Below are 15,401 nucleotides of genomic sequence, written 5' to 3' on the forward strand. Positions count from 1 at the left end.
GTTACCCTCCACTTTCTTCCCTTCTATACAAAAAGGCCGCTCAAAGAGCGACCTTCTCATTTACGTTATTATATGGAATGGATAAAATTTATCATAATAATAGTCCGTATTCACTACGTTTTCATGAAACTTGAGTTTCAAATTATGGCGTGTCCTGAAACCCACTGAAGTGCATCTTTTACCGCCTTTTCTCCCCCTCCTGCGTCACTTTCCCTTAACGTGCCCCGACACAACTACGGTAAACTTCCTGACTTGGAACGGAAATTCGGCAAAATTGGCTACATTCAGCGTTTTCAGACACACCCTAGTTTCTATCGAGCATTTCTCATAATCCCAATGAAGCCTTAAATTTCTTTCTCTTAATTAAAAAACAATTCATTCTTGTTAGTTCACACAATATTCATTGGACAAAAATTTTATGTTAACAATTATACATTTATGTATAATAATGTTATATAATGGTTTTGTATTCCAAATAAAGAAAGGGAGATTAAGATGAAAAAGAAGCTTATGATTGGTCTTTTAACTGCCATTGCATGCATGACTGTTGGTTCAACTTCCTTTGCAGCTAGTGCCATTACACCAAACAACAACTCTTTAGAAAGAGTACACGCTGCTCCTTTCGCTTCAAAATATGTTAAGGTTCAACAAATTTTACCGAAATATCAATATCCTACTCTCGGGGATATCCCTACAACATTAAACTATGCTGAAAACGACCTTTTTGGTGTTTTGCAGTTATCATCAGTGGATGGTCAGACAGGCTATACGTGGACTGTTACCTATGGAGGATATATTTCTAATTAGATGTGAGCAATAAGAAAGAGAATGCACCTTTCAGGATTTGACTGAAAGGTGCATTCTCTTTCTTATTGAATCAAGCCAAACATTCGTTCCTATTTCTATAATTACGTTTAACTTAGGAAATATCAGAAACTTTTTTCTTGCAAATATCTATCATCTCTCAAAAAGACCTGTAAAATAATGGAATAGATAAAGATATCACTATTCACGGACTCAGACACACACATGCTGTTATGATGTTAGAATCCGGGGCAAGCATGAAAGAAGTCCAGGAAAGATTAGGACACGCTTCCATTGAAGTCACGTCTGATATTTACGCACATATTACAGAAGTGATAGAGGCTAGGAGCATAGATAAATACTCTTCTTATATGGACTATCCAGAAGAATAGATAAATTAAGTCGCGGTCAAAACCGCGGTCAAAACAAATATCCCACCAATTTTTCTCTAGAAAGAGAAAAACCTTGGAACGCTGAAAATCCAGCATTACCAAGGTTTAGTTATCCCTAGTACAAAGTAATATATTGATCGCGTTCCCATTGGTGGACTTGTGTACGGTACATATCCCACTCAATTTCTTTCAGCTCATAGAAGTGAGCCAAGGCGTGGTCGCCCAGAGCATCACAGATGACTTCGCTGCGGATCAATTCATTCAATGCTTCTTTCAGGTCAGCTGGCAAGCTTGGAATGCCTTCTTCCACACGCTCTTCTTCTGACATGATGTAGATGTTACGGTCAATTGGAGCTGGTAAGGAAAGCTCACGTTTGATTCCGTCCAGACCTGCTTTCAACAGAACAGACAGAGCCAGGTAAGGGTTAGCAGCCGGATCCGGGTTACGAACCTCAACACGTGTACTCAGACCACGGGAAGCTGGAATACGAATCATTGGGCTACGGTTACTAGCAGACCATGCTACATAACAAGGTGCTTCATAACCTGGTACAAGACGTTTGTATGAGTTCACAGTTGGGTTAGTAATTGCTGCAAACGCACGTGCGTGCTTCAGAGTTCCAGCCATGAAGTGACGAGCAGTTTTGCTCAGACCCAACTCGTCCGACTCATCAACAAATGCGTTCTCATTGCCTTTAAACAAGGATTGGTTACAGTGCATACCGGATCCGTTCATACCAAACAGCGGTTTCGGCATAAATGTAGCATGTAAACCATGCTGACGTGCAATCGTTTTAACAACGAGTTTGAACGTTTGGATCTGGTCAGCTGCTTTCAGAGCGTCTGCATATTTGAAGTCGATCTCATGCTGACCTGGAGCTACCTCATGGTGGGAAGCTTCGATCTCAAAGCCCATTTCTTCAAGTGTGATAACGATGTCACGACGACAGTTTTCACCAAGATCCGTAGGCGCAAGGTCGAAATAACCACCTTGGTCATTCAGCTCGTTAGTTGGGTTTCCTTTTTCGTCTGTTTTGAACAAGAAGAACTCGGGTTCAGGACCAACGTTAAAGGAAGTGAATCCCATATCTTGGGCTTCCTTCAGGTTTCGTTTCAAGATGCCACGTGGATCTCCTGGGAACGGATTACCATCCGGAAGATATACGTCGCAAATCAGACGTGCAACACGGTTCTCTGCAACCCATGGGAAAATAAGCCAAGAATCTAGATCTGGATAGAGGTACATGTCGGACTCTTCAATACGTACATAACCTTCAATGGAAGATCCATCGAACATCATTTTGTTATCCAGAGCCTTAGTCAACTGACTCACAGGAATCTCAACGTTTTTGATAGCTCCAAGCAAATCAGTAAATTGCAATCGAATGAATCGTACGTTTTCTTCTTTCGAAATGCGGAGAATGTCTTCTTTTGTATAACTCACTATAACCTCTCCCTTTCTTATCTGCGTATTTGGCTTGCCTGTTATATTTGTACATTAGAAAGTTCCACGGGTCAAGGAGTCTCACACCAAAAGTGCATGTTTTCCCCTCACTCGCCAAGTTATGCGAATTTAGTTTTTATTAAAGAATCGGGAAAGCTCTCCCTGAATGAGAGATACTTGTCCTGGTCTCTTACCTGATACAAGCTGCTGCTTCAGCAAGCGGTGCAACTGCGTATCGGACAGCTCTCTGCGTTTAACTTCAGTATCCGGCGTGATCACTGTAGCTTCCTCGGATTCTTTCGAAACAGGATTCATCACTTGTTTGATCCCCGCGATGTTAACTCCTTTTTCAATCAAAGCCTTGATCTCTAGCAATCTCTCTACGTCATTAAAAGAGAATAACCGTTGATTACCTGACGTTCTCGCAGGAACGATCAAGCTGTGCTGCTCATAGTAACGAATCTGACGTGCAGACAGATCCGTAAGTTTCATTACAATACCAATTGGGAATAAGGCCATATTTCTGCGGATTTCATCACCCATGTTCATCAACCTTCCAGTCATCTATTCTTCACCCTATTGTACATTTAGTTATTACCAAGTGTCAATGACGTGTTAGATAAACTCACAATAATTTACGATCTTTCATAGTCTGCAACGCCATCAAAACGCCATATTTGACATGAGAGTACGTTAATCCGCCTTGCATATACCCGATATATGGCTCCCGAATAGGCGCATCGGCTGATAATTCCAGACTTCCACCCTGAATGAACGTACCTGCCGCCATAATGACAGGGTGCTCATAACCAGGCATATCCCACGGTTCAGGAACCACATGACTGTCCACAGCTGCTGCACGCTGAATCCCCTGCACGAAGGCGATCAGATGCTCGGCAGAGCTAAACTTAACAGCCTGGATCAGATCTGTGCGAGCTTCATTCCAAGCTGGTTTGGTTACAAATCCGGATTCAGCAAACATCGCAGCAGCAAACGTACTTCCTTTGATAGCTTGTCCTACAATTGTCGGTGCCATGTAAAGTCCTTGGTAGATGCCACGTGTTGTCCCCAGCATTGCTCCAACCTCTCCCCCAATTCCAGGGGCTGTTAGACGATAAGCTGCCAGCTGTACGTATTGTTCCTTCCCACATATGTATCCACCGGTTTCCGCAATGCCTCCACCAGGATTCTTGATCAGTGACCCGGCCATCAGATCAACTCCGACTTCTGTCGGTTCACGTTCCTCCGTGAATTCACCGTAACAATTGTCTACGAATACGATGACATCTTCCTTAAGCGCTTTAACACGCGTAACCATGTCAGCAATCTCAGCAACACAGAAGGATGAGCGCCAGTCATAACCACGTGAACGTTGAATCCCAATGACTTTTGTAGCCGGTGTAATGTTTTTTTCAACTGCTGCCCAGTCCACTCCACCTTCATCAGTTAAGGCCGTCTCACGGTAACCGATGCCAAAATCGCGTAATGAACCTGTACCATCACCGGGTTTGCCAATAACTTTATGCAATGTGTCGTAAGGCTTACCCGTGATGTACAATAATTCGTCACCTGGACGCAAAACTCCAAAGAGAGCTGTACTAATCGTATGAGTACCTGAAGCAAAATGAGGACGCACCAACGCGGCTTCCGCGCCGAAAACATCAGCATATACTTCATCAAGCACTTCACGCCCACGATCGTTATAGGCATAACCTGTTGAACCTGCAAAGTGAAAATCACTTACTTTTCGCTGTTGGAAAGCATTAATCACCTTCCATTGATTGTGATCTGTGATCCGATCAATCTGTTGCAGTTGTCCTTCAATCTGACGCTCCACTTGTTGTTGAAGTTCAGATATTTCTGAATCAAAGCTTACCATCTTACTTCATTCCCCTTCATAGCACGAATCTGACGTTAAATATCTATTATCGTGTCAACTTATCACATCAATATGTCATGAGTATTACAATTCGATGAAATCTTCAAGCATATGACCAAATTTCTCATATTCACCTTTTTGTAATTCCACTTCATAAATTACATCATTTTCTTCAAAGCTGGTATCTACTACATCACCAATTTTGTAGAGGACGGACGTAAGATCACCACGTTCTGCCGGAATCCGGAAGCGCTTCGTGTCACCTGTAAGCTCTGTCTGGATCAATTCACGGATTTTAAGCAAATCATCTGCGTCTAATGCGCTTACTTTGATATGGTCTTTATCCAATGGAAGCATCTCAAGCTGCTCTGGTGTGCACGCATCTTTTTTGTTATACAGGACTAACTGTGGCTTGTCCCCTGAACCAAGTTCTTGCAAAATTGTATTAACCGTCCGCATCTGATCTTCACGCATAGCTGATGAGGCGTCTACAACATGCAGGATCAGGTCTGCTTCATTCACTTCCTCCAGCGTTGCACGGAACGCTGCAATCAGATCATGCGGTAGATTTTGAATAAATCCAACCGTGTCGGTAAGGACGATTTCTTTTCCACTTGGAAGTTCCATCGTACGTGATGTTGGATCCAAAGTAGCGAATAGCTGATCTTGAATATACACATCTGCAGCCGTCAACTGCTTGAGCAAGGTTGATTTGCCAGCATTGGTATAACCAACAAGGGCCACCTGTACTATACCTGTTTTTTTACGGCGTTCACGATGCAACTTACGATGACGAGTCAATTCTTCCAGATGACGTTTCAAATCATCGATACGACCACGAATGTGACGGCGGTCTGTCTCCAGCTTGCTTTCACCTGGGCCCCTTGTTCCGATTCCGCCACCAAGTCTGGACAGGTTCTTGCCATGACCCGACAAACGTGGCAGTAAGTAGCTATGTTGAGCCAATTCCACTTGAATGATACCTTCTCTAGTGTTGGCACGTTGTGCAAAGATGTCCAAAATTAATTGGGTACGGTCAATAATTTTGAGATCGAGGGTTTCTTCCAGATTGCGAACCTGTGCCCCTGACAATTCCTGATCAAAAATAGCTGTTGTTGCTCCGAGTTCCTCCGCGATTGCACGGAGCTCTTCCACTTTCCCTTTACCTATAAACCATTTGGTATCACGTTTTTCCCTGTTCTGAGAAAGTACACTTAGCACTTCCACTCCAGCTGTTTCGGCAAGTTTCACCAGTTCCTCTAAAGAGTACTCAGGGTTGATACCTGTACGTTTTACATCATCCGTAACAAGACTCACCAAAACGGCGCGATCTTTTTTGACCATATCTGTATCATGTGTGCCATTTGTCATGTATATGTTCACTCCCTCTAATTACTAATCCATTAGTATTCATTGCCACGAATATGCCATGGCATGCCTTAAGCCGAACCGGTTGGCCCGGCCGGCTGGTGTAAAAACTATATTATCGCTTACTTTCGCTCAAAGTTCAAATCCTCTGTACGGATTGTCATCAGCTCCAGTTTTCCTGGACTGCCTTCCGAGTATTGTTCCAACAAACGAACCGCCTGATGCCTGATCGAACGCTCAATGGCATTACGAACGTATCTGGCGTTACTGAACGCATGCAACGAATCATTTTTTTCCTGAAGCAAATGCTGCTTTAGTTTGAGTATGGTCTGAGGCATTAGAATATAATCACGCTCTTTGGCCATAATCTCAGAGATTTGAATCAACTGATCAATACTATAGTCTGGAAACTCCACTTGAATGGGGAAGCGAGAAGGTAATCCAGGATTCGTCTGGAGAAAAAAATCAATTTCTTCTGAGTACCCGGCAAGAATCAGTATAAACTGATTTTTATTGTCTTCCATGGACTTTACAAGCGTATCGATTGCTTCCTTGCCAAAATCCTTCTCTCCACCTCGGGCCAAACTGTAAGCTTCGTCAATGAACAATATCCCACCGAGTGCCTTCTTGACCAGATCTCTTGTTTTCTGCGCCGTGTGACCGATATATTCTCCAACCAGATCCGCTCGCTCTACTTCAATAAGATGTCCTTTACTTAACACACCCATCTTCTGAAAGAGTTTGGCAACGATTCTCGCCACGGTGGTCTTACCGGTCCCCGGATTGCCTTTGAAGATCATATGATACACGTGCGCACCACTAAGTAAACCTGCTTCAGTACGCATCTGAGCAATCTGTAAGAAAGCATAAATCTCAAATACCAAGTCTTTGATATTTTCAAGTCCAACCAGTTGCTCCAGTTCACCCTGTATCTCCTGGAAATGCGCATGTTTGGTTATACTCTTGGCTGCCTGTACTGCCGCTGCTTCATCTTTGACCAACATCTGAGGTTCCTGGTTACGCAACACAATATTAATTTGTCTGGATGGTCTGCCTCCTGGTTGCTCTCCTGCAGCCATGACCCGTCCGTTCATTCGCCATCACCTCTATTTTATCGGGCTGAACTCTCCTGATTATTAATGTATTCTATCAGGTGCTCCAATATTAGAAGGATCATGAAGAAGAATTCTACGGCGAAGTACATGCCTCAAATCTGAATGTTTTTTCGAAACTCTCCGTTCTCAAACAAACTCTGCCTGTGCTTCAGTGATAACTGAAAGTATGGGAATACATGTGCGTCAATAGCATGCAGCAGTTCCTTTGCCGTCTTGTTAGCCAAGTCATAATCACCTGTAGTAATATGCTTCCGTGACAGTGCATCTTCAAGCTCATCTTCATCCAGCAAAAATACTTCTCCATCTTTCAGTACAACGACATCCAGATACAGGTCATCAAACCAAGGAACACCCTGATCGGTTATCCCCTGACTACGACATGTATCAATGTACCACTCTACAATCCGTTCCTGATCGTCAAACATTGCTGTAACTACAAAGTGCTCTCCCTTCGGATAGTATTGCAGCCAGGAATACCCTTTATCTGCGATACAGAAGGTACTGCCTCCATAAGTTTTCCACAGAGGTTCTTTCAAATCCTGTATGGTGTACAACGTAATATAACCTGTGAAAATTTTGGATTGAACGAACCGGCATGTGAATTGTCGGTTCGTAATCCGGCGCCAGTTCGCGCGGTCCCCGAATTTCCGTTTCATACGAACCCCTCTTTGCCGACTACAGGTCCGTGACCTGCTCTGATGTTATTGGTGAACAATGTAATAACGTCCGCCTGATGGATTCCAGCGCTCTGGGCCCGCCCTTGCACAACGTATTACGAATAGTTACAGCTTACCATATTTAAGGTTTACACTCAAAATCAAGCTTTGTCCCACCTATTCATCAAATCAGCTTCCATTACAGTTGGTTCCGTATACCAAAAAAACTGCTTCACCGGTTTTCCGGGAAGCAGTTTTTTCAATGTAGCTATTTAGTGATTCATTGGCTTAGCCGCCGGTTCCAGCTTGAGAATCTGCGGGTGCATCTGTCCCTCCAGTATCCCCACTTGTTCCGCTGTCCGGAGTTACAACCTCGCCTGGCGTTGTTACGGCTCCATCATCGGAACCTTCACCGGTACCGCCCGGATCTGTTGTCCCCTGACCAGGCGGGGTCGTATTTCCTTCCCCAGGTTGACCGTTTCCTTGGCCAGCTCCGCCGTTGTTACCGTTGTTTCCGTTGTTACCACTGTTTCCGTTATTACCATTACCATTTCCGTTGTTGCCATTTTCATTCCCATTACCATTACCATTATTACCGTTCGAGTTGCCATTATCCGGTGAACCATTGTCCGGATTCTCTGTACCTGGCTGCTCAGGATCTATCTCTGTTCCAGGGTCTATACCAGGATCAGGTTCCTCCGGCGGCATTTCCTGCGCTTCAATCATCAAGGAAATGGTGTTGGAAGGATCCGTCTCAAGTCCTGATGCCAAGTCATAAGCTGTCACATAGTACTCATAGGTTAGACCAGGCAACGCACTTAAATCTTGTGCATTGGTCGCTCCTATAGCATCAATGAGATGAGTGAACTGGGCTTCAGATGTTTCTTTCCGATAAATCCGATATTGCGTACTCGCGTCACCCGTTCCAGTCCAACTCAGGGAGACGGTTTGTGCATTTGGATCGTATGATCCACTCAGCCCACTAACGGACAGAGCCGGCTTTTCTGGTTCTTCTACTGGCGGAGGTGCCTGCCCTCCAGCTGGTGCTTTGAATTGCTTCACTGGAACGCCTTTTAAAGCATCTCCCATGACTTTGGCAAAGAAAGCTGCCGACAGCTTACTGCTGTTCTTAAGCATATGATTAGCATCCGGATTGTCATAGCCCATCCAGACTGCGGCAGTCCATTCCGGTGTGTATCCAACAAACCATACATCACGGTTGGCACTGTTGCCAGAGATACCACTTTGAACTGTTCCTGTTTTACCCGCTACCGGACGATCCAAACGTGCTGAACGTCCCGTACCGTCATTAACGACGTTCTGCAGCATCTGTGTAAGCTGATACGCATTTTGCTCACTCATGACACGCGTTGTGTCCGAGTTATCATGTTTGTAAGTGGTTTTGCCTGCGCTATCCTTGATTTCTTTAATCGCATAGGCTTGTCGGTATTCTCCGAGGTTGGCAAATGCACTATAGGCTTGCGCCATCTCCAGTGTATTTGTACCTTTACTTAGACCACCAAGGGCAATCGCCAGGTTTTTGTCTTCATCTGTCAGCTGTATGCCTACACTTTTGGCAAAATTAATGCCTGTGTTAACGCCTATTTTATCAAGCAACCAAACCGCAGGAATATTTTCCGACTTCGTGATGGCATCCGTCATACTGATTGTTGAAGAATATCCATGCAAGTTACCGGGACAGTAGTTACCAAAACATTGCTTCGCATTACTCAGCGACGAGTTGGCACTGTAATTTCCTGATTCAAGCGCCGGTGCATAAGACACAATCGGTTTAAAAGCTGAACCTGGTTGTCTTCGACTCTGCGTTACACGGCTATAACCTTTAGTCTGATAATCCCGTCCACCCAGGAGGGCAACGAGGCTACCATTCTCATGGTTCATGATTACCATGGAGCCTTGGACCTGTTGATCGTCTTTGCTTGCCTCGAACAGACTGTCATCTGTGAAGGCCGTTTCCATCGCTGTTTGAGCCTGAGCATCCATGGTCGTATAGATTTTGTATCCGCCAATATTCAGATCATCTTCCGTTTTGCCTGTTACACGTTCAGCTTCACGGAGCACATAATCAATAAAGGCTTGATATTTCTGGTCTTTTTCTGGTCGCTTGTAGTTATAATCTACCGCTTTAGCTTTATCCATCTCTTCCTTCGTGATGTAGCCTTGTTCATACATTAGCTGGAGAACAACACCACGGCGTGCCTTGGAATCGTTCGGATTGCTCACCGGATTGTAGGCAGAAGGCCCCTTGGGCATCGCGGCGAGTGTGGCAATTTCCCACAATTCAAGATTATTTAGATCTTTTTCTCCAAAGTAAAATTCAGATGCTGCTTTAATCCCGTAACGCTGATGGCCGAAGAAAATCCGGTTCAGATACATCGTCAGGATTTCGTCTTTTGTGTACTTGCGCTCTAATGCCATGGCAATCGATACTTCCGTTGCTTTACGGAAGAACGTTTTGTCACGGGACAAGAACATGTTCTTGGCAAGCTGTTGGGTTAGTGTACTACCACCTTCCACCATGGAACGAGCCATGACGTCCTTAACGGCTGCACGCCCAATGGACCAGATATCCACGCCCTGATGATCGTAGAAGCGTTTATCCTCCGTTGCGACAAAGGCTTGCTTCACCAGCTCAGGAATATCATCTTCTTTGACAGGTTCCAGCTTCTGAATGGAAAGCTCCCCCATTAATTGGCCATTGCGATCATATACTTTTGAAGTTTCATTAATTGTGGTTTTGTCCTTGTTGGCTTTGAGCAGATTTTCACCACTCACCATAATAAATAAATATCCACCAAGTGCACAGAATATGGCGATTGCCATTGTGAAAAACAGTGTCCATCCAACGCGTTTACCCGTAATTTTTTTCTTTTTAGAGGTCTTTGGCTTCGCTTTTTTGGGTGACTTGTTATTATTGTTGCGATTGTTAGACCTCGACAACGGATCGTTTGGCATGTTAACCTCCTGACTCCCTTTCGGTTGCATAATTTCTATTCGTCTATAGGCTCAGGCATATATTAAACATATTTTGCCCGGAATGAAAAGAACAACCCTTTATTCAGGTTGCTCTGTTTCAATACCTATACTTGTAGACGAAATGGTTGGTGAAAAGGTTTCGTAATTTTTTAAGCTTCGCCGCTGTTATCTTGCTGCATCAGCGATACGCTGCGTTGCGGCGTGAACGTGGAGATGGCATGCTTGTAGACCATTTGCTGGCGTCCGTCGCTGTCAATGACGATCGTAAAATTGTCAAATGCCTTGATCGTCCCGCGGATTTGGAAGCCGTTGGTCAGATAGACCGTAGCAGGAATATTTTCTTTCCGCAGTTGGTTCAAGAACGTATCTTGGATGTTGATGGACTTGTTCATTAGCCGTACCCCCATTGGTTCATTTGAATTCGTGTTCAAGTAATATTCAATATCGCTGAGTAGCTTTCGTGCTATTATATCATGAACAGTTTCATATAATCCACAAAAACCCCTTGTCTGCTATTTTACCCCCATTCTTGGCGAGGTGAAAAAATAGAAGACTTACCCATTATACACCGCTTGTCTGTTTTGCAAAAGAGGGACTAATTCTTCATTTTAAAGCACATTTATTCGTTGTTTAGCGAACGCTTAATCTCTACCATCTGTTCTAATGGTAAATAAAAAACCTCTATCCTTTTGATACTACAAGGTAGAGGTTTACATATCTTGATCTAATCGATGCCTGTCAGAAGAATATTAATAATCGCTTAAATCAATCAAATTTTCGTGTAATCAATTCACTAATCTGCTTGTATTTCCCTTCAAAATCCTGGGTATCCGTCATGTCCACCCATTCAATATCCTTCATATGGCGAAACCAGGAAAGCTGCCGTTTGGCAAACCGACGCGTATCCCTCTTCAACCACTCAACAGCAGCTTCCCAACTCACTTCCCCTTGCAGGAACGCTGCAATCTCCTTATACCCCAGTCCTTGCATGGAAATATGACCTCTGGCCACTCCGCGTTCCAACAGGGACTTCACTTCATCCACCAGACCTTGTTCGATCATCAGATCAATCCGCTCTTCTACCCGGGCATACAACTTCTGCCGATCCATTGTCAAACCAACAATAAGAAGGTCATAAGGCGACTCTTTCTTCTGTACTGCCAGCTGATCAGACCACTTCTCGCCTGTGAGATGATGGATCTCAAGCGCACGTACAATTCGCCGCTGGTCATTGGGGTGCAGACGATCCGCACTAACCGGATCAACTTCCCTCAATCGATCATGAAGGGCCTGTGCTCCGTGTTGCTCCGCATAGCTGAATTGTTCCTCTCTGAACGCTTCATCTGAACCACTATCCGAAAATTGGAAGCTGTAACATACTGATTCCACATATAGACCGGTGCCACCTACAATAAAAGGCATTTTACCGCGTTCATGGATTTCACTAATCAATCGTGTGCAACTCTCTTGAAACTCAGCCACAGAATACGGATACTCCGGTTCATGGATATCAATGAGATGATGAGGTACACCCTTCATTTCTTCAGAGGTAATCTTGGCAGTTCCGATATCCATTTCACGATATACCTGCATCGAATCCCCTGAGATAATCTCACAATTGAAAGCTTGGGCAAGCTCGATGCTCATTCTTGTTTTGCCTACTGCTGTTGGTCCAACCAGCACAAGCAGTTTAGGTTTTGGTTTAACTTCCACTTTCAACATTAATCACTCCGTACAGGGTTTTTGCATTGGCCCGATCAAGTATTTCAAATCCGAGCCTGTCAAACTCCGCGCTGCCGCGCTTTTCTTTCATGACTACCCGTTTACGGGCAACCCGTTTTGCTTCCATAATGCTCTGTTCATCCAGTGCGTGAGCATTTGCATAATCTCGCAAGGGCTGTATAGCACTTGAATCCATCATCGGTTCACGGAACATGGGGTCAAAATATACGGTATCACAGCTTCGATCCGGCATGGACCGTAGCAACTCAAGATGATCCACATGCCGCAGATCTATGCGCCGGAAAGCCTCATCCACCAAGGGCTGATTGCTCTTATAATGGGACATGCCCTCCAGTAGCAGGGTATAGAGCGGTTGAGAACTTTCACATGCAATGACTTGTCCACTCTTCCCAGCCGCAACTGAAAATACCAGCGCATCTGAACCAAGTCCAGCGGTACAATCAACAATGGTGTCTCCTTCGAGTACCGCACCAGCTTCAAGCATAGGATCGGCTTCACCTCTTAGAACACGTTTAGCACGAACAAATCCCATACTGGGGTGAAACTCAAGCTCCGTTGCATCCTTGCGAAACAAGCGCGCTCTGCCATTGAGCACAACCAGTATTTCGTTGATACCATACTGTTCAATCAGTTTGGGTAAAGACGTTCTATTGCGCGGTACGTAGGTACCTCCTGTCGTTTCGGCGAGCTTACGTGCACGCTCCACCTGAGAGGCAATCTCCTTGTCACCGGTTGTAATGTACATAATGTCCCCCTAAATAGCTACATCACTCGTTTAAATAATTTTTCCAGATCATACGTTGAAAATGAAACCACAATCGGCCGTCCATGTGGACAAGTGTAGGGCTGACGACATAAACCCAGACGCTGAATTAGCACTTCTGCTTCCTGATCCGTCAGCTTCTGGTTCGCTTTGATGGACGCCTTGCAGGAGCACATAATTGATGCAGCTTCTCGCATCTTGGCCACATCTATGCTGCGTTCACTAAGAACCCATTCAGACATCTCTTCGATAATGTCTTTCTCGTCCCCTTTGGGGAACCAGAACGGATGGGAGCGCACGCGGAACGTCTGTCCACCAAAATGCTCCAAATAAACACCTGCCTGCTCGAACCATGCCAGCCTTGTTTTTAGTTTTTCCGTCTCCGAAGGTGTGAACTCCAGCGTAATCGGCAGCAGTAACTCTTGTGAGGCCTGTGCAGGGTTGCCAAACTTCTCGTAATAGTACTCATAATTCACGCGTTCATGAGCAGCATGCTGATCAATCAGATATAAACCTTGGTCATTTTGCGCGATCAAATACGTACCATGATGCTGTCCGATCAGACTCAGCTCCGGAAATGCGGGCATGGATGCATCTGATTTAATGGCAGCAGCAAGTTTGGTGGCATCAGGCAGACCTGAAGTTTTCCACGTCCGTTCACCTCTTGCAATCGAAGACGGATTGTAGGTTGACCGAGCTTCTCTAACCGGTGAATATACGGAATCGGAGCGATACGTAGCTGGTTTGCCTTCAGCCAGCGGTTTCTCTGTTGCTACACGACCTCCACCATCTTGAGAAGACAGGTCAGATTTGGGAACAGTTTCGGTAGAACTTGTACTTGTACTTGAACTTGTACTTACATCCTTAGTACCTTCCTGCACGTCAGCGGATGTCTGCACCCCGTCATGACTAGCAATCTTCTGCAAAATATCCCCGTTCCAACTTTCTAACTGCTCTGGGGGCTGTGTAACCTCAGGTGGAGCTTCGGGCAACGGCACTGAGTGACCCTGTTCAGATACCAACTGTGCTGTAGACACATCCGCCGGAGCATCCAAATCCAGATCATCATCTTCGGCAGTCAACTTCAGAGGTGCAGCAGTAGGTTTCCCGAGTGGACCTTGTTGCCCATATCCTTCTGCATCAGATGCATCTTTCAGCGGGCCACGTGGAAAGAGAAATTGCTCTTGAATAAAGGAACTATCGTCCCCACGTCGAATCTGCTGTTTTTTGACCTGTGGAATCAATACCTCCTGCCGGAGTATCCCCCGCAACGTCGTCTCTATGAATTCATACAGTTCTGGTTCCTTGCTGAAGCGAACCTCCAACTTCGCCGGATGCACGTTCACATCCACAAGAGATGGGTGCATCTCCAACTGCACCACGACAAGTGGGAAACGATTAATGGGCAGCAAGGTATGGTAGGCTTTGAGAATCGCCTGATTGAGACCGTAATTGCGAACAAATCGCCCATTAACAATCGTTGACATCCCATTACGATTCGCTCGTGTCCATTCTGGCAGGCTGATCAGCCCGCTCACCCGGTAATCCAGACTTTCTCCCTGGATGGGAAGCATCGCTTTGGCAGCACTTGTCCCATAGATCGCTGCAACTACTTGCAGCAGATCACCGTTGCCCAATGTCTGAAGCAACACATTCTCATTATGACGCAGTCGAAATGAAATGTTTGGATGAGACATCGCCATCCGGTATAGGACATCTGATATATGTCCCAGTTCCGTCTGGATCGTTTTCATATATTTGAGTCTGGCTGGTGTATTGTAAAATAGTTCTCTCACCGCAAAATCTGTACCTTGGGGTGAGGTTGCATCTTCATGAGAGACAAGGTTCCCGCCTTCAATTACAATGCGGCGTCCTCGCCCGTCATTATCACTTGCCGATAATACCTCTACCTTGGACACGGCGGCGATACTCGCCAAGGCTTCGCCACGGAATCCAAGACTTGTGATCTGGAACAGATCTCGGCCATGGGCTATTTTGCTGGTCGCATGACGATAAAAGGCAGTTTCCATGTCCTCTGGCTCAATACCTGTACCATTGTCTTTGACACGAATACTGAGGAGTCCGCCCTCTTCCACCGTCACTTCAATCTTGGTGGCGCCTGCATCCACCGAGTTTTCGAGCAACTCCTTGACAACTGAAGCAGGCCGTTCGACCACTTCACCCGCCGCGATCTGGTTGGCAATATGTTCATCAAGCACATGTATTTTCGCCACAGGTTT

General features: G+C 45.2%; 13 protein-coding genes. 2 read left to right on the forward strand and 11 right to left on the reverse strand.

The genetic code is table 11. The features are described 5' to 3' along the window. Positions 1–495 precede the first annotated feature (495 nt). Together MKY66_RS17810 and MKY66_RS17815 are read left to right on the forward strand one after the other, a co-directional pair. On the forward strand, positions 496–807 hold the full coding sequence (locus tag MKY66_RS17810; protein ID WP_076210083.1) for a hypothetical protein: 312 nt from the start codon (positions 496–498) through the stop codon (positions 805–807). A gap of 182 nt (positions 808–989) precedes the next feature. After that, positions 990–1,196 (forward strand): tyrosine-type recombinase/integrase, encoded by a 207-nt coding sequence (locus MKY66_RS17815; protein WP_083656992.1) that lies wholly within the window; start codon positions 990–992, stop codon positions 1,194–1,196. A gap of 115 nt (positions 1,197–1,311) precedes the next feature. Here MKY66_RS17815 and glnA read toward each other — a convergent pair whose 3' ends face one another. From glnA to mutL, 11 genes are all read right to left on the reverse strand, one after another. Further along, on the reverse strand, positions 1,312–2,640 hold the full coding sequence (gene glnA / locus MKY66_RS17820; protein WP_076210082.1) for a type I glutamate--ammonia ligase: 1,329 nt from the start codon (positions 2,638–2,640) through the stop codon (positions 1,312–1,314). Positions 2,641–2,769: 129 nt separating this feature from the next. Next, the gene (locus MKY66_RS17825) at positions 2,770–3,183 is read right to left on the reverse strand and encodes a MerR family transcriptional regulator (RefSeq protein ID WP_017687924.1); all 414 of its coding nucleotides are present in this window, start codon (positions 3,181–3,183) and stop codon (positions 2,770–2,772) included. A gap of 82 nt (positions 3,184–3,265) precedes the next feature. Next, positions 3,266–4,519 carry a methionine gamma-lyase family protein gene (locus MKY66_RS17830; protein ID WP_076210081.1) on the reverse strand — a complete coding sequence of 418 codons (1,254 nt, stop codon included), beginning with the start codon at positions 4,517–4,519 and terminating at the stop codon, positions 3,266–3,268. 84 nt (positions 4,520–4,603) lie between these two features. Then, positions 4,604–5,890: a GTPase HflX gene (gene hflX, locus MKY66_RS17835; protein WP_076210080.1), complete on the reverse strand. Its 1,287-nt coding sequence runs from the start codon at positions 5,888–5,890 to the stop codon at positions 4,604–4,606. Between the two features lie 119 nt (positions 5,891–6,009). Then, positions 6,010–6,981 carry an AAA family ATPase gene (locus MKY66_RS17840; RefSeq protein WP_062834999.1) on the reverse strand — a complete coding sequence of 324 codons (972 nt, stop codon included), beginning with the start codon at positions 6,979–6,981 and terminating at the stop codon, positions 6,010–6,012. A gap of 113 nt (positions 6,982–7,094) precedes the next feature. Then, positions 7,095–7,658, reverse strand: coding sequence for a DUF402 domain-containing protein (locus MKY66_RS17845; protein WP_062835000.1), 564 nt, complete (start codon positions 7,656–7,658; stop codon positions 7,095–7,097). Between the two features lie 288 nt (positions 7,659–7,946). Beyond that, the gene (locus MKY66_RS17850; RefSeq protein ID WP_076210079.1) at positions 7,947–10,634 is read right to left on the reverse strand and encodes a PBP1A family penicillin-binding protein; all 2,688 of its coding nucleotides are present in this window, start codon (positions 10,632–10,634) and stop codon (positions 7,947–7,949) included. A gap of 170 nt (positions 10,635–10,804) precedes the next feature. After that, positions 10,805–11,047, reverse strand: coding sequence for an RNA chaperone Hfq (hfq, locus tag MKY66_RS17855; protein WP_017687918.1), 243 nt, complete (start codon positions 11,045–11,047; stop codon positions 10,805–10,807). Between the two features lie 373 nt (positions 11,048–11,420). Further along, positions 11,421–12,377 (reverse strand): tRNA (adenosine(37)-N6)-dimethylallyltransferase MiaA, encoded by a 957-nt coding sequence (gene miaA, locus MKY66_RS17860; RefSeq protein ID WP_076210078.1) that lies wholly within the window; start codon positions 12,375–12,377, stop codon positions 11,421–11,423. Then, positions 12,358–13,143 (reverse strand): class I SAM-dependent methyltransferase, encoded by a 786-nt coding sequence (locus MKY66_RS17865; protein WP_076210077.1) that lies wholly within the window; start codon positions 13,141–13,143, stop codon positions 12,358–12,360. Before MKY66_RS17865 ends, miaA begins: the two co-directional genes overlap by 20 nt. 17 nt (positions 13,144–13,160) lie before the next feature. Next, positions 13,161–15,395: a DNA mismatch repair endonuclease MutL gene (gene mutL / locus MKY66_RS17870; protein ID WP_076210076.1), complete on the reverse strand. Its 2,235-nt coding sequence runs from the start codon at positions 15,393–15,395 to the stop codon at positions 13,161–13,163. Positions 15,396–15,401: the final 6 nt, after the last annotated feature.

The organism is Paenibacillus sp. FSL R5-0766, from assembly GCF_037971845.1.
GTDB lineage: Bacteria > Bacillota > Bacilli > Paenibacillales > Paenibacillaceae > Paenibacillus.